General features: G+C 69.6%; 15 protein-coding genes. 3 read left to right on the plus strand and 12 right to left on the minus strand.

Annotated features, from left to right (window positions below; translation table 11 throughout):
* Window positions 1-2 precede the first annotated feature (2 nt).
* On the plus strand, window positions 3-782 hold the full coding sequence (pgl, locus tag OHA73_RS12900) for a 6-phosphogluconolactonase (protein WP_327655104.1): 780 nt from the start codon (window positions 3-5) through the stop codon (window positions 780-782).
* A gap of 63 nt (window positions 783-845) precedes the next feature.
* On the opposite strand, the gene OHA73_RS12905 is transcribed toward pgl, so the two are convergent.
* The 12 genes from OHA73_RS12905 to uvrC all read right to left on the minus strand — a co-directional run bounded on the left by OHA73_RS12905 (window position 846) and on the right by uvrC (window position 15,869).
* A complete protein-coding gene (locus OHA73_RS12905) occupies window positions 846-1,067 on the minus strand; it encodes a DUF2087 domain-containing protein (protein WP_266725553.1) in 222 nt (73 codons plus the stop codon).
* Between the two features lie 333 nt (window positions 1,068-1,400).
* Window positions 1,401-3,056: a glucose-6-phosphate isomerase gene (gene pgi / locus OHA73_RS12910; protein WP_267070839.1), complete on the minus strand. Its 1,656-nt coding sequence runs from the start codon at window positions 3,054-3,056 to the stop codon at window positions 1,401-1,403.
* Window positions 3,057-3,215: 159 nt separating this feature from the next.
* Window positions 3,216-3,551: an RNA polymerase-binding protein RbpA gene (locus tag OHA73_RS12915; protein ID WP_266720873.1), complete on the minus strand. Its 336-nt coding sequence runs from the start codon at window positions 3,549-3,551 to the stop codon at window positions 3,216-3,218.
* A 230-nt stretch (window positions 3,552-3,781) separates the two neighbouring features.
* Window positions 3,782-4,012, minus strand: a complete 231-nt coding sequence (secG, locus tag OHA73_RS12920; RefSeq protein WP_266720871.1) for a preprotein translocase subunit SecG — start codon at window positions 4,010-4,012, stop codon at window positions 3,782-3,784.
* A gap of 118 nt (window positions 4,013-4,130) precedes the next feature.
* Window positions 4,131-4,886 (minus strand): triose-phosphate isomerase, encoded by a 756-nt coding sequence (gene tpiA, locus OHA73_RS12925; protein WP_266725552.1) that lies wholly within the window; start codon window positions 4,884-4,886, stop codon window positions 4,131-4,133.
* Between the two features lie 39 nt (window positions 4,887-4,925).
* The gene (locus OHA73_RS12930) at window positions 4,926-6,137 is read right to left on the minus strand and encodes a phosphoglycerate kinase (RefSeq protein WP_327655105.1); all 1,212 of its coding nucleotides are present in this window, start codon (window positions 6,135-6,137) and stop codon (window positions 4,926-4,928) included.
* Between the two features lie 168 nt (window positions 6,138-6,305).
* On the minus strand, window positions 6,306-7,313 hold the full coding sequence (gene gap / locus OHA73_RS12935; RefSeq protein ID WP_266720867.1) for a type I glyceraldehyde-3-phosphate dehydrogenase: 1,008 nt from the start codon (window positions 7,311-7,313) through the stop codon (window positions 6,306-6,308).
* A 193-nt stretch (window positions 7,314-7,506) separates the two neighbouring features.
* Complete coding sequence (locus OHA73_RS12940; protein WP_266720865.1) at window positions 7,507-10,443, minus strand: M14 family metallopeptidase; 2,937 nt, start codon at window positions 10,441-10,443, stop codon at window positions 7,507-7,509.
* Between the two features lie 209 nt (window positions 10,444-10,652).
* On the minus strand, window positions 10,653-11,678 hold the full coding sequence (gene whiA / locus OHA73_RS12945) for a DNA-binding protein WhiA (protein ID WP_266720863.1): 1,026 nt from the start codon (window positions 11,676-11,678) through the stop codon (window positions 10,653-10,655).
* Window positions 11,669-12,706, minus strand: a complete 1,038-nt coding sequence (locus OHA73_RS12950) for a gluconeogenesis factor YvcK family protein (RefSeq protein ID WP_266720861.1) — start codon at window positions 12,704-12,706, stop codon at window positions 11,669-11,671. The genes whiA and OHA73_RS12950 overlap by 10 nt, the downstream gene beginning before the upstream one ends.
* On the minus strand, window positions 12,703-13,803 hold the full coding sequence (rapZ, locus tag OHA73_RS12955) for an RNase adapter RapZ (RefSeq protein WP_327655106.1): 1,101 nt from the start codon (window positions 13,801-13,803) through the stop codon (window positions 12,703-12,705). Before rapZ ends, OHA73_RS12950 begins: the two co-directional genes overlap by 4 nt.
* Window positions 13,800-15,869 (minus strand): excinuclease ABC subunit UvrC, encoded by a 2,070-nt coding sequence (uvrC, locus tag OHA73_RS12960; protein WP_266720857.1) that lies wholly within the window; start codon window positions 15,867-15,869, stop codon window positions 13,800-13,802. Before uvrC ends, rapZ begins: the two co-directional genes overlap by 4 nt.
* A gap of 162 nt (window positions 15,870-16,031) precedes the next feature.
* Here uvrC and OHA73_RS12965 point away from each other — a divergent pair, with 162 nt between their 5' ends.
* Together OHA73_RS12965 and OHA73_RS12970 are read left to right on the plus strand one after the other, a co-directional pair.
* Window positions 16,032-16,985, plus strand: a complete 954-nt coding sequence (locus OHA73_RS12965) for a hypothetical protein (protein WP_327658456.1) — start codon at window positions 16,032-16,034, stop codon at window positions 16,983-16,985.
* 207 nt (window positions 16,986-17,192) lie between these two features.
* Window positions 17,193-18,131: a carbohydrate kinase family protein gene (locus OHA73_RS12970; protein WP_327655107.1), complete on the plus strand. Its 939-nt coding sequence runs from the start codon at window positions 17,193-17,195 to the stop codon at window positions 18,129-18,131.
* Window positions 18,132-18,187: the final 56 nt, after the last annotated feature.

Consider the following 18,187-nt stretch of genomic DNA (forward strand, 5'->3'; position numbering starts at 1 on the left):
AAGTGAGTGCAGCACCCCAACTCGTCGTCCACCGCGACAAGGAGCTGATGGCGCAGGCGGCCGCGGCCCGGCTGATCACCAAGATCGTCGACGCCCAGTCCGCCCGCGGCTCCGCCTCCGTCGTCCTGACGGGCGGGCGCAACGGCAACGGCCTGCTGGCCGCGCTGAAGGCGGCGCCCGCCCGGGACGCGATCGACTGGGGCAGGCTCGACCTGTGGTGGGGCGACGAGCGCTTCCTGCCGGACGGCGACCCCGAGCGCAACTACACGCAGGCGAAGGAGGCGCTGCTCGACGCGGTGCCGCTCGACCCCGCGCGCGTGCACCCCATGCCCGCGTCGGACGGGCCCTTCGAGGTGGAGGCCGCGGCCGAGGCGTACGCGGCCGAGCTCGCGAACGCCGCGGGACCCGAGGACCACGGCCCCGCGCCGACCTTCGACGTCCTGATGCTCGGCGTCGGCCCGGACACGCACGTCGCGTCGCTCTTCCCCGAGCTTCCGGCGGTCCGCGAGACGGAGCGCACGGTCGTCGGCGTGCACGGCGCCCCCAAGCCCCCGCCCACCCGCACCACGCTCACGCTCCCGGCGATCCGGGCCGCGCGCGAGGTGTGGCTGCTGGCCGCGGGCGAGGACAAGGCGAAGGCCGCGGCGATCGCGCTGTCCGGCGCGGGCGAGATCCAGGCCCCTGCCGCGGGGGCGTACGGCCGCTCGCGCACGCTGTGGCTCCTGGACGCGGCCGCGGCGTCGCAGCTGCCGCCGGAGCTGTATCCGCCGGCCGTCTCGTAACAGCGGCTGCTCGTCACAGCGGCTTACGTAGTCGAAGGCCCCGCTTCTTTAAGAAGTGGGGCCTTACGCGTACTGCGGCACCCGGTAGTCGGAACCGTCGTTCTCCCGTACGAGGAGGCCGTCCGTGACGCAGTAGCGGCGCAGCGCCGCCGTGTCGTCGTGGACCGTACGCAGCGCCTCGTTGACCTCGCGCTCGCTGTAGGTGCGCTCGGCGTCGAAGAGGGTGCCCGTGAGGTGCACCAGGAGTTCATGGCGGACGGCGGGCCGTACCGGTATGGCCGTCAGCCTGCCCCGGGAGAAGAATCCCGTGAGGTGACGCGGAACGCCCGTGGTGGGCTCAGGGGTCCGGTGGCGGCGGAAGACCTCGGGTCCCGCCCGCAACGAGCCGTCGTCGAGGCGCTCGACGAGGCCGGCGCCGATCAGCTTGCCGAGGTGCTTGCGGGCCACCGGGGAGTCGGCCTCGCGCGGCGGCAGGTCGTCGAGGACGATGCGCGCGTAAAGCCTGAGTCGTTCGGGGTCGGCGAGCGCCGACATGAGCTGATCCACAGGGTGCCTCCCGGCAGGGTCACGGACGGGCAGTCTCACCCGCCGGAAGGACTTTGCGCACCCCAATAATGCTTAACGTCCTCGCAGCTCCCGGTACTTCGCTACGAGCGCCTGCGTCGACGTGTCGAGACCCGGTACGTCCTCGCCCTCGGTGAGCGCCGGTTCGACGCGCTTGGCGAGCACCTTGCCGAGTTCGACGCCCCACTGGTCGAAGGAGTCGATGTTCCAGACGGCGCCCTGCACGAACACCTTGTGCTCGTAGAGGGCGACCAACTGCCCGAGCACGGACGGCGTGAGGTCCTTCGCGAGGATCGTGGTCGTCGGGTGATTGCCCTTGAACGTCTTGTGCGGCACCAGCTCCTCGGGCACCCCCTCGGCGCGCACCTCGTCGGGCGTCTTGCCGAACGCGAGCGCCTGGGTCTGCGCGAAGAAGTTGGCCATGAGGAGGTCGTGCTGGGCGACGAGCCCCGGCAGCAGATCGGCGACGGGCTCGGCGAAGCCGATGAAGTCCGCCGGGATCAACTTCGTTCCCTGGTGGATGAGTTGGTAGTAGGCGTGCTGTCCGTTCGTGCCCGGCGTGCCCCACACCACGGGGCCGGTCTGCCAGCCGACCTCCTCGCCGTTCCTCTGCACGTACTTGCCGTTCGACTCCATGTCGAGCTGCTGGAGGTACGCCGTGAACTTGGAGAGGTAGTGCGAGTACGGCAGCACGGCGTGCGACTGGGCGTCGTGGAAGTTGCCGTACCAGATGCCCAACAGGCCCATCAGCAGAGGGACGTTGGACTCGGCGGGCGCCGTGCGGAAGTGCTCGTCGACGAGGTGGAATCCGTCGAGCATCTCGCGGAAGCGGTCGGGACCGATCGCGATCATCAGCGCCAGGCCGATCGCGGAGTCATACGAATAACGTCCGCCGACCCAGTCCCAGAACTCGAACATGTTGTCCGTGTCGATGCCGAACTCCGACACCTTCTCGGCGTTCGTCGAAAGCGCCACGAAGTGCTTGGCGACGGCTTCCTGACTGGCCCTCAGCTCGGTGAGCAGCCAGTCGCGCGCGGACGTCGCGTTGGTGATCGTCTCGATGGTGGTGAAGGTCTTCGAGGCGATGACGAACAGTGTCTCGGCCGGGTCCAGGTCCCGTACGGCCTCGTGCAGATCGGCCCCGTCGACGTTCGACACGAAGCGGACGGTGAGGTCGCGGTCGGCGAAGGAGCGCAGCACCTCGTACGCCATCGCGGGCCCGAGGTCGGAGCCGCCGATGCCGATGTTGACGACGTTCCTGATCCGCTTGCCGGTGTGCCCGGTCCACTCCCCCGACCTGACGCGGTCGGCGAAGGCTGCCATCTTGTCGAGCACGGCGTGCACGCCCGGCACCACGTTCTCGCCGTCGACCTCGATCACGGCGTCCCGCGGGGCGCGCAGCGCGGTGTGCAGGACGGCGCGGTCCTCGGTCGTATTGATCTTGTCGCCGCGGAACATGGCGTCACGCAGGCCGAACACATCGGTCGCGGCGGCCAGCTCGCGCAGCAGCCGCAGCGTCTCGTCGGCGACCAGGTGCTTGGAGTAGTCGACGTGCAGGTCACCGACCCGCAGCGTCCAGTCGGACCCGCGCGCGGGATCGGCCTCGAACAACTCCCGCAGCTGTACGTCTCCCAGCTGCTCCCGGTGCTTGACGAGCGCCTGCCATTCGGGCGTCTGGGTGAGTGCTGTCTGCTTGTCGGACGCGTTCATCTCGAACTTCAGCCTTCTCTCGTACCTGCGTACGTACGGTGCCCCGCTGCTCCCGTCCAACCTAATTGATCAGGGTGAATCGGGCCTTTCCGCGGCCACACGAAAGAGGTACGAGAAAGGGCCGGGCACCTTCTCAAGTGCCCGGCCCTTTTCGGCCGGTCAGATCTCGCCCCGCAGTTTCGCGAGCGCCTCGGCGAGGATGGCCTCGCCGTCCGCATCGCTGCGCCGCTCGCGCACGTAGGCCAGATGCGTCTTGTACGGCTCCGTACGCGGCGGGGCCGGCGGGCTGTCCCGGTCCTGCCCGGCAGGGAAGCCGCAGCGCGGACAGTCCCAGGTCTCCGGCACCTGCGCGTCGGAGGCGAAGCTCGGCTGCGTCTCGTGCCCGTTCGAGCACCAGAAGGAGATGCGCAGGCGCGGCGCGGACTCGCCGCGCTCGGCCTCGCCCATCGGCCCCGCCCCGACCCGACTTCCTCGGATCGCGTTGCCACTTGCCACGGTCGTAACTCCCTGCGTGATGGTGCCGCGAAGCGTGTCGGCGTTCGCGCTTCGCCGCGGAGCGCCTCAGTCTACGTAAGGCCCAACGCGCGTCCAGTGCTTGGAGTTACATCGCTCCCCAGACGCAAGCCCCATGATAGGCCGCGTTGTTGAGCGCGTACCGAACATGGGGCTTTACGTGGGAGATATGCGGTTGTGACGGGCCGGCCCGAAGGACCGGGGCCCAAAAATTACCTGTTGATCTTCATCAGAATGCCGAGCACCACGATGCACGCGAACCACAGGAGACCGATCACGATCGTGATCCGGTCGAGGTTCCGCTCGGCGACCGAGGAGCCACCGACCGAGGACTGCATGCCGCCACCGAACATGTCGGAGAGGCCGCCACCCTTTCCCTTGTGCATGAGCACCAGGAGCATCAGCAGCAGGCTGAAGACGATCAGGGCGATCGAGAACCCCATAACCACGGCTGGACCAACTTCCTCGGAACTTTTCGGACGACGGGGCCGAAGCTCGGTATAGAGCTACGGCCCCGCCAGGGTACGACGTATGGCGGCTAGCGCCTACTCGCTGCTCGTGTCACTGCTCGTGGAAGCGAACGATCTTGACGAACTCGTCGGCGTCCAGCGAGGCGCCGCCGATCAGCGCGCCGTCGATGTCGGGCTTGGACATGATCTCCGCGACGTTGCCGGACTTCACCGAGCCGCCGTACTGGATGCGGACCTTGTCGGCGACGTCCTGCGAGTACAGCTCGGCGAGCTTGCCGCGGATCGCCGCGCAGACCTCCTGCGCGTCGTCGGCGCCGCACACCTTGCCGGTGCCGATGGCCCACACGGGCTCGTACGCGATGACGATGGTCTCGGCCTGCTCGGCGGGCAGGTCCTTGAGGCCGCCCTCGACCTGGCCGAGCGTGTGGGAGACGTGGTTGCCCGCCTCGCGGACGTCCAGCTCCTCACCGACGCACAGGATCGGCGTCAGGCCGTGCTTGTACGCGGCCTTCACCTTGCCGTTGACGATCTCGTCGGTCTCGTCGTGGTATTGCCGGCGCTCCGAGTGGCCGATCGCCACGAAGGTGCACTTGAGCTTGGCGAGCATCGGGCCGGAGATCTCACCGGTGTACGCGCCGGAGTCGTGCGCCGAGAGGTCCTGGGCGCCGTACTTGATCTTGAGCTTGTCGCCGTCGACCAGCGTCTGCACGGAGCGCAGGTCGGTGAACGGCGGAAGGACGGCGACCTCGACGGAGTCGTAGTCCTTGTCCGCGAGAGCGAAGGCGAGCTTCTGGACGTGCGCGATGGCCTCGAGGTGGTTGAGGTTCATCTTCCAGTTGCCCGCCATCAGCGGCGTGCGGCCCTGTACGGGAGCAGTCATGCGGGGTCAGTCCTCCAGTGCGGCGAGACCGGGCAGCGTCTTGCCCTCGAGGTACTCGAGGGAGGCGCCACCGCCGGTCGAGATGTGGCCGAATGCCTTCTCGTCGAAGCCCAGCGTACGGACCGCCGCGGCGGAGTCTCCGCCACCCACCACGGTGAAGCCGGGAGCGTCGATGAGGGCCTGGGCGACCGCCTTGGTGCCCTCGGCGTAGTCGGGGTGCTCGAAGACGCCCATCGGGCCGTTCCAGAACACGGTCTCGGCGTCGACGAGCTTCGAGGCGTACAGCTTGCGGGTCTCGGGGCCGATGTCCAGGCCCTCCTGGTCGGCCGGGATGGCGTCCGCGGCGACGGTGGTGGGGTTGGCCGGGGCCTTGGTCTTGAGGTCCGGGAACTCGCCCGAGACCAGGACGTCGACCGGGAGCACGAGCTCCACGCCGTTCTTCTCGGCGCGCTCCATGTACTCGGTGACGGTCGGGAGCTGGTCCTCCTGGAGGAGCGAGATGCCGACCTCGTAGCCCTTGGCCTTGAGGAAGGTGTACGCCATGCCGCCGCCGATGAGGAGGCGGTCGGCCTTGCCGAGCAGCTGGTCGATGACGGCCAGCTTGTCGGAGACCTTGGCGCCGCCGAGCGCGACCACGTAGGGGCGCTTGACGTCGTCGGTGAGCTTCTTGAGGACGCCGACCTCGGTGGCGATGAGGAACCCGGCGTAGTGCGGAAGCCGCTTCGGCAGGTCGTACACGGAGGCGTGCTTGCGGTGCACGGCGCCGAAACCGTCGCCTACGTAGACGTCGGCAAGGTTCGCGAGCTGCTCGGCGAAGTCGCCGCGCTCTGCGTCGTCCTTGCTCGTCTCGCCGGCGTTGAAGCGCAGGTTCTCGATGACGGCGACCTGGCCGGGCTCCAGGCCGTCCACGGCCTCGTTGGCCGCGGGGCCGACCGTGTCCTGGGCGAAGGCGACCGGCTTGCCGAGCAGTTCGCCGAGGCGCTCGGCGGCGGGCAGCAGGGAGAACTGCGGGTCCGGGGCGCCCTTCGGACGGCCCAGGTGGGAGGCGACGATCACCTTGGCGCCCGCGTCGGCCAGGGCCTTGATGGTGGGCAGGACGGCGCGGATGCGGCCGTCGTCGGTGATGAGGCCGTCGGCCAGCGGCACGTTGAGGTCGGCGCGGACGAACACCCGCTTCCCGTCGACCCCTTCGGCGAGAAGTTCCTCAATCGTCTTCATGGATGGGCTCCTTGAGAGGGCTGGTCGTGCACGTTCTTGAGAGGGCGAGCCTCGAAGGCTGAACCGTGGCGGCTGACGCGCGAAGGGTCCGGACTGTCGCGCGGCATCGCGCGGGTCCGGACCCTTCGCTCACATCTGAGTGCCTTGCTGCTCCAGAACCTTAGAGGTTCAGAGCTGGCCGCCGACGAAGACCGTGAGGTCGACGAGACGGTTGGAGTAGCCCCACTCGTTGTCGTACCAGCCGAGGATCTTCACCGAGTTGCCCTCCTGGACCATGGTCAGGGAGGAGTCGAAGGTGCAGGAGGCCGGCTCGCCGACGATGTCCGAGGACACGATCGGGTCCTCGGTGTAGTACAGGATGCCCTTGAGCTCGCCGTCCGCGGCCTTCTTGAACGCGGCGTTGACCTCTTCCTTGGTGGTCTCGCGCTGCAGCTCCACGACCAGGTCGGTGGCCGAGCCGGTCGGGACCGGGACGCGCATCGCGATGCCGTCGAGCTTGCCCTTGAGCTGCGGCAGGACCAGAGCGGTGGCCTTGGCGGCGCCCGTCGTGGTCGGAATGATGTTCTCCGCGGCGGCACGCGCGCGACGCAGGTCGCTGTGCGGGAAGTCCAGGATCCGCTGGTCGTTCGTGTACGCGTGAACCGTCGTCATCAGGCCACGGTTGATGCCGAAGTTCTCGTCGAGAACCTTCGCCATCGGCGCCACACAGTTGGTGGTGCACGACGCGTTCGAGATGACGTGGTGGTTCGCCGGGTCGTACTGGTCCTGGTTGACGCCCATCACGATGGTGATGTCCTCGTCCTTGGCCGGAGCCGAGATGAGGACCTTCTTGGCGCCGCCGGCGATGTGCTTCTCGGCGTCGGCCTTCTTCGTGAAGATGCCCGTGGACTCGATCACGATGTCGACACCGAGCTGGCCCCACGGGATGTCGGAGGGGTTGCGCTCGGACAGCACCTTGATGGTGTGGCCGTCGACCGTGATGGTGTCCTCGGTGTGCGACACCTCGGCCTTGAGGCGGCCCAGGATGGTGTCGTACTTCAGAAGGTGTGCGGTGGTCGCGGTGTCACCCAGGTCGTTGACAGCAACGATCTCGATGTCTGCACCCTGGTCAAGAAGGGCGCGGAAATAATTGCGACCGATGCGGCCAAAGCCGTTGATGCCTACGCGGATCGTCACGAACCGATCTCCTCGTTGGTACGCCGGAGTATCGACGCCGGCGAGATTTATTTGGGATGTCCCCGACCGCCTCCGACCCTACCTCCCATAAGCGCTCGGGGTGACATCGAGCGACTCCATGCAGGACACAGCGACCCGTACTCGTGAGTAACGTACGGGTCGCCGTGTATTTCGGGGGTAATTCAGACCCCGATCAGTCGCTAATTGAGCGCAGGGCCTTTCTGATGAGCGCATTTCTGTCGGCTGTCGCGGTGACGTGTTCCAGACCGAATCCGAGGAGCACGGTGTCCGGCGTGCTGATCGCCCCGTAGGTCGTGAACAGGTCCTTGGCGAGCGCCCAGTCCTTCACGGCGGGCGGGCTGCCCGCGGGTGGTCCGGGGACGCTCCAGACGCCCAGGGACGTCTCGAAGCCCTCGGTGTCGGTGGCCTGTCCCCCGATGACGACGGAAGCGTTGTCGGCGCGCACGCCCTCGCCGCCGGTGCCGGGGTCACTCACGTAACTCAGGGACACCTCGACGGACTTGCCGGCGTAGGCGCTCAGGTCGTACGTGACCGTCTTCCAGTCGTCCGAGGAGCCGGTGAGGCTGTTCCACTGCCCGGAGGTACCGGTGTTGCCGCAGGCGGCGCCGCCCGGTGTCAGGTAGCGGGTGAGCGCCGGGTGGTCCTCCAGGAAAAAGCCGGCCTCGCACTCGGTGGGCACCTTGTTCGAGGTCAGACCGTCCTTGTCCGGCAGGGTCGTCCAGTCCTCCGCACCGGTCGTGTGCGCCTCCAGGAGCACGTGGTCGTAGCCCGGTTCGGTGTCCCACAGGAGTTGCATCCGCAGGGACGGCTGCTGGGCCGCGGTGACCCCGGTGAGGTCGACGGTGCGGGTCAGACGCTTGTACGCGTCGTCCGTGTGGACGGCGGCCGCCATGCCCGCACCCTCGTACTGGCCGGCTCCCGCACTCTTGAACTTCGGCAGGGTCGCGGAGGTCGCCTCGTACAGGCCCGCGCCGTTCAGCGGGTTGCCGGGGGCGTCGCCGAGGGACGCGGCGATGCCTTCGAGGGCGCCGGAGCCGTCGAATCGGGTCGCCACAGGGGCGGCCGTACGCGAGTAGGCGCCCAGGTAGTACTGGCTGAAGTCGTTCGTCGTGGTGTCGCCGATGTCGACGGAGCCGCCCGCCTTCTCGCCGGCCTCGACGAGCTTGCCGCCCTCGTTCAGGTAGTCGCGTATGGCGAGTTGAGTGGCGAGGGCCGGACGGTCGGCGCTCGTGTAGTGGACGACCGCCTTGAAGTGGCCGAGGACGGCGAGGGGGTCGGGAGCGCCCTGCTTCGCGACGTTCCAGACGGCCGCGGAGTGGCCCGCAGCCTTGAGCGCGGCTACGTAGGCGGCCGATTGCACACCTGCGGCGTCGTTCTCCGCGACGACAAGAGTGTCGCCCTTGTCGCGTGCGGCGACGCTGTAGGTGAAGTGCTCGCTACTTGTGCGCTTTCCGGATTTCGTCCGTCCCGTGAACCACACCTCTACCTTGTCGCCGACATCGGCGTCCTCGACCTCCGCCCTATAGGCGTCGAAGTGCAGATTGTCTTCGCCGCCGTAGGTCTCGCCGCCCTTCCAGGCGCGCAATTTCTCATCGTGCGAACGGCCGCCATTGACGCGGTAGTTCAGCTCCTTGTCGGACACGGACTTCCGCGCGGTCACGGAGACTTCCTGGTCGCCACCGCGGGCGTACGAAGTCGTGAACTTCGCCGGGGTGAAGTCGGGCGCCTCCATGCCGACCGAGGACGACGGCTGGTCCGGGTGCGAGGCGGTCTCGGCGACCGACATCGCGAAGGGGATGTTCTTCTGGAACTCGGCCTGGATGAGCTTCTCGTCGTCCGGGAACGTGAAGACCGACGCGCAGTCGGCGGCGTTCCACGCGTCATTGGGGTCGACGTTCGACGCGGTCTGGCAGGTGCTCATCTCCGGCGTGAACATCGAGACGCCGTTGACGTTGCCCGCGTGCCCGTCGGCCTCGCCGTTCGTCGTGTACAGCTCCGAGGAGACCTGCGGGTGGTAGCCGGGGATCGCGGACTTCTCCGGGGTGCCGGCGAGCGCCTTGTAGAGCACGTCGTCCGGGGTCGGTGTGGCGACCTGCCAGCCCACTCCGTAGAGCAGCAGTTCGGCGGCCGAGTGGTAGTTGATGGCGTAGTCGAAGCCGACGCGCTTCTCGAAGGCGTCGACGGCCTTGGTCTCCGGCTCGGAGTTCGGGCTCGCGCCACGGTAGGTCTGGTTGGCGGGCTCGGGGGACGAACCCTCGTCGTCGTAGCCCCACTTGTAGGCGAAGTTGCGGTTGAGGTCGACGCCGTCGCCGGTGGTGTACTTGCCGTCGCCGTTGTTGTCGCGCATGTTCTTGCGCCACTGGCGGTTGGCGGCGTCCTTGAACGTCCAGTCGTAGCCGTCGGGGTTGGCGGAGAGGACGAACCACATCTCCGTGGAGTCGACGAGCTTCTTGATGCGCGCGTCCTTGGAGTAGTTGTCCACGTAGTGGTGCATCAGGCGGCGGGTCATCTCCGGGGTGATCCACTCGCGCGCGTGCTGGTTCGACATGTAGAGCACGGACGGCTTCGCGCCGTCCTTGACCTTCTTGGCGCCCTTGCTGAGCTTGAGCGCGAGGATGTCCTGACCCTGGAGCGTCTTGCCGATGGAGACGACCTTGGTGAGGTCGGGGTGCTCCTGGCCGGTGCGGAGGATCTCCTCCTGGAGGCCGCCCGTGCCGCTGTACGGGCGGAAGACGCCGTCGCCCGCGGCCTTCACGCGGGACGTGGCCTTGGCGGTCAGCTTGTGCTCGGTGAGCTCGACGCCCTTCTTACGAAGGCCGTCTGCCTGCTTGTCGGTGAGGTAGACCTCGACCTTCGAAGTGCCCTTGTCGGGCGCCTGCTCGCCGAGTTCGTGGCCGTCCTGGCCGGCCTGAAGGAGCAGCGGTATCTGCTCCTTCGACACGTCGGCGCGGAACACCTTGACGGCGTCCGCGCCGGGACTGTCCTTCGCCGGGCCGTTGTCCGCGTAGGCGACGGGTGCCAGTGCGGCGCCTCCCACCCCCAGAACAAGCGCTCCGACAGCGAGGATCGATCTCGCTCTTCGTCCCGCTCTTCCTGCTCTTCGACGCATGAGCCCCCCTTGCAGTTGTCTGCCACGGTTGTGGCGTGATGCCGCAGAAGCGAACAAGCGTCAGAATCGTGACAGTTCATGGTCAAGTCAAGGGGGCCTCAACTCCCGTTCGCGGACGCGGAAAAGCCGGTGGCGGCGCCCGGGATCGGGCGCCGCCACCGGCTTTTCGGAGCTGTCGTGCGGATCAGCTCACCATGTTGTCGTGCGGATCAGCCCACCATGTTCTGCGCGAGGCTCTCCGCCATCTCCTCCGTCATCTCCTCCGCCATGTCCTCCGTGATGTTGGACTCCGTGCCGGGGATGCCGAGGTCCTGGGCCCGCTTGTCCGCCATGGCCAGCAGGCGGCGGATGCGGCCCGCGACGGCGTCCTTGGTCAGCGGCGGGTCCGCGAGCGCGCCCAGCTCTTCCAGGGAGGCCTGCTTGTGGTCCATGCGCAGGCGGCCCGCGGCGGCGAGGTGCTCGGGCACGTCGTCGGCGAGGATCTCCAGGGCGCGCTGCACCCGGGCGCCGGCCGCGACCGCGGCGCGGGCCGAGCGGCGCAGGTTCGCGTCGTCGAAGTTCGCGAGGCGGTTCGCCGTGGCGCGGACCTCGCGGCGCATCCGCCGCTCCTCCCAGGCGAGCACCGACTCGTGCGCTCCCATGCGGGTGAGCAGCGCGCCGATCGCGTCGCCGTCGCGCACCACCACGCGGTCCACGCCGCGCACCTCACGGGCCTTGCTCGCGATCTGCAGCCTGCGGGCGGCGCCGACCAGGGCGAGCGCCGCCTCCGGGCCCGGGCACGTCACCTCGAGCGAGCTGGAGCGCCCCGGCTCGGTGAGCGAGCCGTGCGCCAGGAACGCGCCGCGCCAGGCCGCCTCCGCGTCACAGGTGGCCCCCGAGACCACCTGCGGCGGCAGGCCCCGGATCGGACGGCCGCGGCCGTCCACCAGGCCCGTCTGGCGGGCCAGCTGGTCGCCGCCCGCCACCACTCGTACAACGAACCGCGAGCCGCGGCGCAGCCCGCCGGGCGCCATCACGATCAGCTCCGAGCTGTGCCCGAAGATCTCGAGAATGTCCCGCTTGAGCCGCCGTGCGGCCATCGCGGTGTCCAGCTCCGCCTCGATCACGATGCGGCCGCTCACCAGGTGAAGGCCGCCCGCAAACCGCAGAATGGCCGAGACCTCGGCCTTCCTGCAGCAGGTCCGGGTGACGGGAAGCCGGGAGATCTCGTCCTTCACCGCTGCCGTCATCGCCATGGGCCGATCCTTCCATGCATCCGAAAAATACGGTCGTACGCGGCGGCCAACAGCTCCGGGTCGTGCCTCGGAGTGCCGTCGGGCCTGGCCACCGGCGCCAGCTCGACCGCGGCACCGAAACGCTCCTTGGCGGAGTCGATGAGCTCTTCGCGGTCGGGCACGGCGGCCTCGTCGGCCAGCACCACGTCCAGGGCGAGTTTAGGTGCGTGTCGTCCCAAAACTTCCAAATGACGCTGCGGGGAGAACCCCTCAGTTTCTCCGGGTTGCGGCGCGAGGTTCAGCGAGAGGACCTTGCGGGCCTTCGTCTCGACCAGCGCGTCGAGCAGCTCCGGGACCAGCAGATGCGGAATCACGGAGGAGAACCAGGAGCCCGGGCCCAGCACCACCCAGTCCGCGTCGAGCACCGCGGCGACCGCCTCCGGGACGGCCGGCGGATCGCGCGGCACCACGTGGACGGACTGGACCTCGCCGCGGGTGAGCGCGACCGTCGCCTGACCGCGCACGGTCTCGATGTCGTCCGGGCGTGTCGGATCGTGCCCCTTCACCAGTGCCTGGAGTTCCAGCGGGACGGCGGACATGGGCAGCACACGGCCCTGCGCGCCGAGCAGCTTGCCGACCAGGTCCAGGGCCTGCACATGATCGCCGAGCTGCTCCCACAGGGCGACGATCAGCAGATTGCCGACCGCGTGCTCGTGCAGCTCGCCCTTGGACTGGAAGCGGTGCTGGATGACGCGGGCCCAGGTCTGGCCCCAGTCGTCGTCCCCGCACAGGGCCGCGAGGGCCTTGCGCAGGTCACCGGGCGGCAGCACGCCCAGTTCGTCGCGCAGGCGGCCACTGGAGCCCCCGTCGTCGGCGACCGTGACGACGGCCGTGAGGTTGTTCGTGATGCGGCGCAGCGCGGCCAGGGACGCCGACAGGCCCATGCCGCCGCCCAGGGCCACCACCTTCGGGGTGGCGCCCTTGCCCGGCTTCACCGGCGAGGTCCTGCGGCGGATCCTGCTGGTGAGCCGCAGGGTACGTCCCGTCATTCCCGTCCCATGTCGCGGTGGACGACCACGGTCTCCACGCCCTGCGCGGCGAGGCGGGCGGCGAGCTTCTCCGACGTCGCGACGGAGCGGTGCTTGCCGCCCGTACAGCCGACGGCGATCGTCACGTAGCGCTTGCCCTCACGGCGGTAGCCCGCGGCGATCAGCTGGAGCAGCTCGGTGTAGCGGTCGAGGAACTCCTTGGCGCTGGGCTGCGAGAAGACGTAGTTCGAGACCTCTTCGTTGAGCCCGGTGAAGGGGCGCAGCTCGGGAACCCAGTGCGGGTTCGGCAGGAAGCGCATGTCGACCACGAGGTCGGCGTCGACCGGCAGGCCGTACTTGAAGCCGAACGACATGACGGTGGCCCGCAGCTCGGGCTCCTCGTCGCCGGCGAACTGGGCGTCCATCTTGGCGCGCAGTTCGTGGACATTGAGGCTGGAGGTGTCGATGACCAGGTCCGCGTCGCCCCGCAGCTCGCGCAGCAGTTCGCGCTCGGCGTCGATGCCGTCGACGATGCGGCCGTCGCCCTGGAGGGGGTGCGGACGGCGCACGGACTCGAAGCGGCGCACCAGGGCCTCGTCGGAGGACTCCAGGAAGACGATGCGCCGCGTGACGTGCTTGGCCTCCAGGTCCGCGAGGGACTGCCGGAGGTTGTCGAAGAAGCGCCGTCCCCGTACGTCGACGACGACCGCGATCCGCGCCACGTTGCCCTGCGAGCGGGCGCCGAGCTCCACCATGGTGGGGATCAGTGCGGGCGGCAGGTTGTCGACGACGAACCAGCCGAGGTCCTCCAGGCACTTCGCTGCCGTGGAGCGGCCCGCGCCGGACATCCCGGAGATGATCACGAGCTCGGGGATGGCGGCGTCGGGGACACCCGGCGCCTCGGCGGTCTTGCCGGCTCCCGCTCCGGTGTCCGAGTCCGCGCCCGTGGCGGTGTCCGAGTCCGCGCCCGTGCCCGCGCCTGGTTCCGTACCTGGTTCTGTCCCTGATCCGGTGCCCGTGCTCACTTGTGCTCCGTGCTGTGGTTGCGGCTGTTCCTGTGCTGCGGGGCCCTCTGGCGTGCCGCTGGTGTCGCTGCTCTCGTGGTCCTGCTCGCTCATGACTCCTGCCCCCGTCGTTCTTCCGGGGCACCCGCGCTGACGGGGTCCCCGCCGGTCGGCACGTCCGTCGTGCCGTCCTCGTCTTCCATGATCTCTCCGGTGGCCGTGTTCACCGCGGGCGCAGCGGGTGCGGCCTTGGCGAAGGCCACCACGATGGCCTCGGCCGTCTTGCGGCCTATGCCGGGGACCTCGCAGATCTGGTCGATGGTGGCGGCCCGCAGCCGCTTCACCGACCCGAAGTGCTTGAGCAGTGCCTGCTTGCGCGAGTCCCCGAGCCCCTGCACATCGTCCAGCGGGCCCGCCCTGAAGCGCTTGGCCCGCTTGCTGCGCTGGTAGGTGATCGCGAAGCGGTGCGCCTCGTCGCGGACGCGCTGGAGCAGATAGAGCCCTTCGCTGGTCCGGGGAAGGACGACCGGGTCCTCCTCGTCCGGCACCCAGACCTCTTCGAGGCGCTTGGCGAGGCCGCACACCGCGATGTCGTCGATGCCGAGCTCGTCCAGGGCCCGCTTGGCCGCCGCGACCTGCGGCTGGCCGCCGTCGACCACCACGAGCTGCGGCGGGTAGGCGAACTTCTTGGGCCGGCCGTCCTCCTCCGTGAGGCGCGACTCCTCGACCACCGTCTCCTCGCCCGCGTCCGGCTCCTCGTCGGACCAGTCGCGGGACTTCTCCTGAGCGGCAAGGTAGCGCTTGAAGCGGCGGGTGATGACCTCGTGCATGGAACGGACGTCGTCCTGTCCCTCGAAGCCCTTGATCTCGAAGCGGCGGTACTCGCTCTTGCGGGCAAGACCGTCCTCGAAGACGACCATGGAGGCCACGACGTCGTCACCCTGGAGGTGCGAGATGTCGTAGCACTCGATCCGCAGCGGAGCGCCGTCCAGGTCGAGGGCGCCGGCGATCTCCTCCAGCGCGCGCGAGCGCGTGGTGAGGTCGGAGGCGCGCTTCGTCTTGTGCAGGACGAGCGACTGCTGCGCGTTCCTGTGGACCGTCTCCATGAGCGCCTTCTTGTCGCCCCGCTGCGGGATGCGCAGCGACACGTTCGCCCCGCGGCGCTCCGTGAGCCAGGCCTGGACGGGCTCCAGGGGGTCGGGCAGCGCGGGGACGAGGACCTCCTTGGGGACGGCGTCCCCGGTCTCCTCCCCGTAGAGCTGCTGCAGCGCGTGCTCGACGAGGTCACCGCTGGTGACCGCCTCGACCTTGTCGGTGACCCAGCCGCGCTGGCCGCGCACGCGTCCGCCGCGCACATGGAAGATCTGGACGGCCGCCTCCAGCTCGTCCTCTGCCAGGGCGATCAGGTCGGCGTCGGTGGCGTCGGTGAGGACGACCGCGCTCTTCTCCATGGCCTTCTTGAGCGCCTCGACGTCGTCGCGGAGGCGGGCCGCCCGCTCGTACTCCATCTCGTCGGCGGCCGCGGCCATGTCCTTCTCCAGGCGTCGGATGTACGTCCCCGTACGCCCCGCCATGAAGTCGCAGAATTCCTCGGCCAGTTCGCGGTGCTCGTCGGGCGTGACGCGGCCCACACAGGGCGCCGAGCACTTGCCGATGTAGCCCAGCAGGCAGGGGCGGCCGGTGCGCTCCGCGTTCTTGAACACGCCCTTGGAGCAGGTGCGTACCGGGAAGACGCGCAGGAGCAGGTCCACGGTGTCGCGGATCGCCCACGCGTGCCCGTACGGACCGAAGTAGCGCACGCCCTTCTTCTTCTGGCCGCGCATCACCTGGACCCGCGGGAAGTCCTCGTTCATCGTCACCGCGAGGTACGGGTAGCTCTTGTCGTCGCGGTACTTGACGTTGAACCGGGGGTCGTACTCCTTGATCCAGGAGTACTCCAGCTGCAGCGCCTCGACCTCCGTGGACACCACCGTCCACTCCACGGACGCGGCCGTGGTGACCATCGTGCGCGTACGGGGGTGCAGGTTCGCCAGGTCCTGGAAGTAGTTCGCCAGGCGCTGGCGCAGGCTTTTCGCCTTCCCGACGTAGATCACCCGGCGGTGCTCGTCGCGGAACCTGTACACCCCTGGAGAGTCGGGGATCTGTCCCGGCTTGGGGCGGTAGCTGGAGGGGTCGGCCATGTCAGACACCCTACTGGCGGTGTGTGACAGTTCGGGGTGCCCGGCGGCGGTGGCGCCGGGCACCCCGAAGTCTTGTCGGGGGCTGGGCGGCACGCTTCAATGCCGGGTGACTTGTTCCCAGTGGCGGCCCGCGGGCGCAGCGCGCACAAGCAGGAGGCCCGGATGCGGCTCGGCGAACGACAAGTGAACGCGGCACAGGCACCGGACCTGGCGGGAGCCCTGCGCTCCGGCCCGTTCCACAGCGCCCTGCGGGCCGCGATCATCGCCCGGCAACTGCCGCTGCACCGCGTACGGCACCATCTGGCCCGCCGAGGCGTCACCATCGGCCTCACCAGCCTGAGTTACTGGCAGCAGGGCGCGCGGCGGCCACAGCGTCCGGAGTCGATGCGGGCGGTGCGCGCCCTGGAGGAGATCCTCGAACTGCCCGAGGAATCGCTGATCCGGCTGCTCGGCCCGGTTCCCGAAGCGGCCGTGCCCAAGCGCCCGGCGACCCGCTCGTACCGGTCGCTCATCGAGGCGTCCGGGGCCGTCGAGCGGCTGCTCGCGGAGCTGGAGACCCCGCTGGACGGCGGGCTGCACACCGTCGGGCACCACGAGCGGGTGCGGATCGGCGCGCACCGGCAGCTCCAGGGCAGGGACTCGCAGCAGATCGTGCGGGCGCACCGCGACGGCGTGGACCGTTATATGGCCATCCACCATGGCGCCCCGGGGTGTTCCCCGGCGGATGTGGCGGTGTACGCCATGGAGAACTGCCGTACGGGGCGGGTGCGTTGGGACGACGGGACGGGTGTCCTGGTCGCGGAGCTGCTCTTCGACGCGCGGCTGCGGGCCGGTGACACCCATATGTTCCAGTACGGCTTCGAGGACGGGACGGCCAGGTCCGCCACCGAGTACGTCCGCGGGTTCGGCTCCGCCGGGGGGGGGCAGTACGCGCTCCAGGTCCGGTTCGCGGACGACGCGCTGCCCGTGCGCTGTCACCGCTTCGTCCAGCGGTCGGCCGCGGGCCCGCGCGACGGCCGCCACGAACTCGCCCTGAGCGGCCCCCACCGGTCGGTGCACATGGTGGAGCCGCAGGTGCGGGCGGGCCTTGTGGGCATCGGGTGGGACTGGGAGTGAGGGGCCGGGAGTGCTGGGGCCGGGTGTGATGGGACTGGGTCCGGGAGTGGATCGTGCCCGGATGCAGGGCGTACGTGCCCGGGTCCGCGGCGTGCCTGCCCGGTTCGCGTGAGGCGGGTGCCGCGCCCGGCGTGAGGCTCTAGCGTCGACGTGAACAGCGGGCCCCACCACACCCGCCGCACGCACGCCCGCCCGAAAGGAAGCACCGTGATTGTCGTCGCCGGAGAGGCACTGATCGACCTCGTCCCACAGGGCGTGCCCACCGACGGCGGACCCGTCACCGAGCTGCCCGCCCTCGCCCCGCGGCTCGGCGGCGGCCCGTACAACACGGCGGTGGCGCTCGGCCGCCTCGGCTCGTCCGTGGCGTTCTGCTCGCGGGTGTCGCGGGACGCCTTCGGGGAGGCCCTGCTCGGCGGCCTGCGGACGGCCGGGGTGGATGTGTCCCCGGTGCAGCGGGGCGACGAGCCGACGACGCTCGCCGTGGCCTCGATCGGGGCCGACGGCTCCGCCGGGTACTCCTTCTACGTGGAGGGGACCGCCGACCGGCTCTTCGCGGTGCCCGAGGCGCTGCCGGCGGGCACGCGCGCGGTGTCGTTCGGCACCTGCTCGCTGGCGCTCGAACCGGGCGCCACCGCGTACGAGGACGTGATGCGCTCGGCCGCCGCGCAGGGCCTGTGCACGGCGCTCGACCCGAACATCCGGGCCGGCCTGATCCCGGACGCGGACGCCTATCGGGCCCGCTTCAAGAGCTGGCTCGCGTCGACGACGCTGCTGAAGCTCTCCGAGGAGGACGCCGAGTGGCTGGGCGGCACCCCGCAGGAGTGGCTGGCCGCGGGGCCCGCCGCCGTGGTGATCACGCGCGGCGGGGAGGGGCTCACCGCGCTCACGCGGGACGGGGGCGAGTACTCGGTGCCGGGCGAGCGGGTCGACGTCGTGGACACGATCGGCGCCGGTGACACCGTCAACGCCGCGCTGCTGCACGGGCTTTCGCGCCAGGACGCCCTCTCCCCCGCCGGGATCGCCGGGCTCGGCGGCGACGACTGGTCCCGGCTGCTGCGGTTCGCCGCGCGGGCGGCGGCGGTCACCTGCTCACGGGCGGGCGCGGAGCCGCCCTACGCCACCGAACTGGTGGGTCCCGCCTGGTGAGGACCGGCCGAGTACTGAACGCGCGGCGCCCCGTGGGGAGTTCCCACGGGGCGCCG

The organism is Streptomyces sp. NBC_00483 (assembly GCF_036013745.1).
Classification (GTDB): Bacteria; Actinomycetota; Actinomycetes; order Streptomycetales; family Streptomycetaceae; genus Streptomyces.

Bases quoted from the DNA above. Each gene is read 5' to 3' on its own strand.
- OHA73_RS12965 (WP_327658456.1), top strand. From the start codon at position 16,032: ATGCGGCTCGGCGAACGACAAGTGAACGCGGCACAGGCACCGGACCTG.
- OHA73_RS12950 (WP_266720861.1), bottom strand. From the start codon at position 12,706: ATGACGGGACGTACCCTGCGGCTCACCAGCAGGATCCGCCGCAGGACC.
- secG (WP_266720871.1), bottom strand. From the start codon at position 4,012: ATGGGGTTCTCGATCGCCCTGATCGTCTTCAGCCTGCTGCTGATGCTC.
- uvrC (WP_266720857.1), bottom strand. From the start codon at position 15,869: ATGGCCGACCCCTCCAGCTACCGCCCCAAGCCGGGACAGATCCCCGAC.
- tpiA (WP_266725552.1), bottom strand. From the start codon at position 4,886: ATGGCGGGCAACTGGAAGATGAACCTCAACCACCTCGAGGCCATCGCG.
- whiA (WP_266720863.1), bottom strand. From the start codon at position 11,678: ATGGCGATGACGGCAGCGGTGAAGGACGAGATCTCCCGGCTTCCCGTC.
- OHA73_RS12940 (WP_266720865.1), bottom strand. From the start codon at position 10,443: ATGCGTCGAAGAGCAGGAAGAGCGGGACGAAGAGCGAGATCGATCCTC.
- pgi (WP_267070839.1), bottom strand. From the start codon at position 3,056: ATGAACGCGTCCGACAAGCAGACAGCACTCACCCAGACGCCCGAATGG.
- rapZ (WP_327655106.1), bottom strand. From the start codon at position 13,803: ATGAGCGAGCAGGACCACGAGAGCAGCGACACCAGCGGCACGCCAGAG.
- OHA73_RS12930 (WP_327655105.1), bottom strand. From the start codon at position 6,137: ATGAAGACGATTGAGGAACTTCTCGCCGAAGGGGTCGACGGGAAGCGG.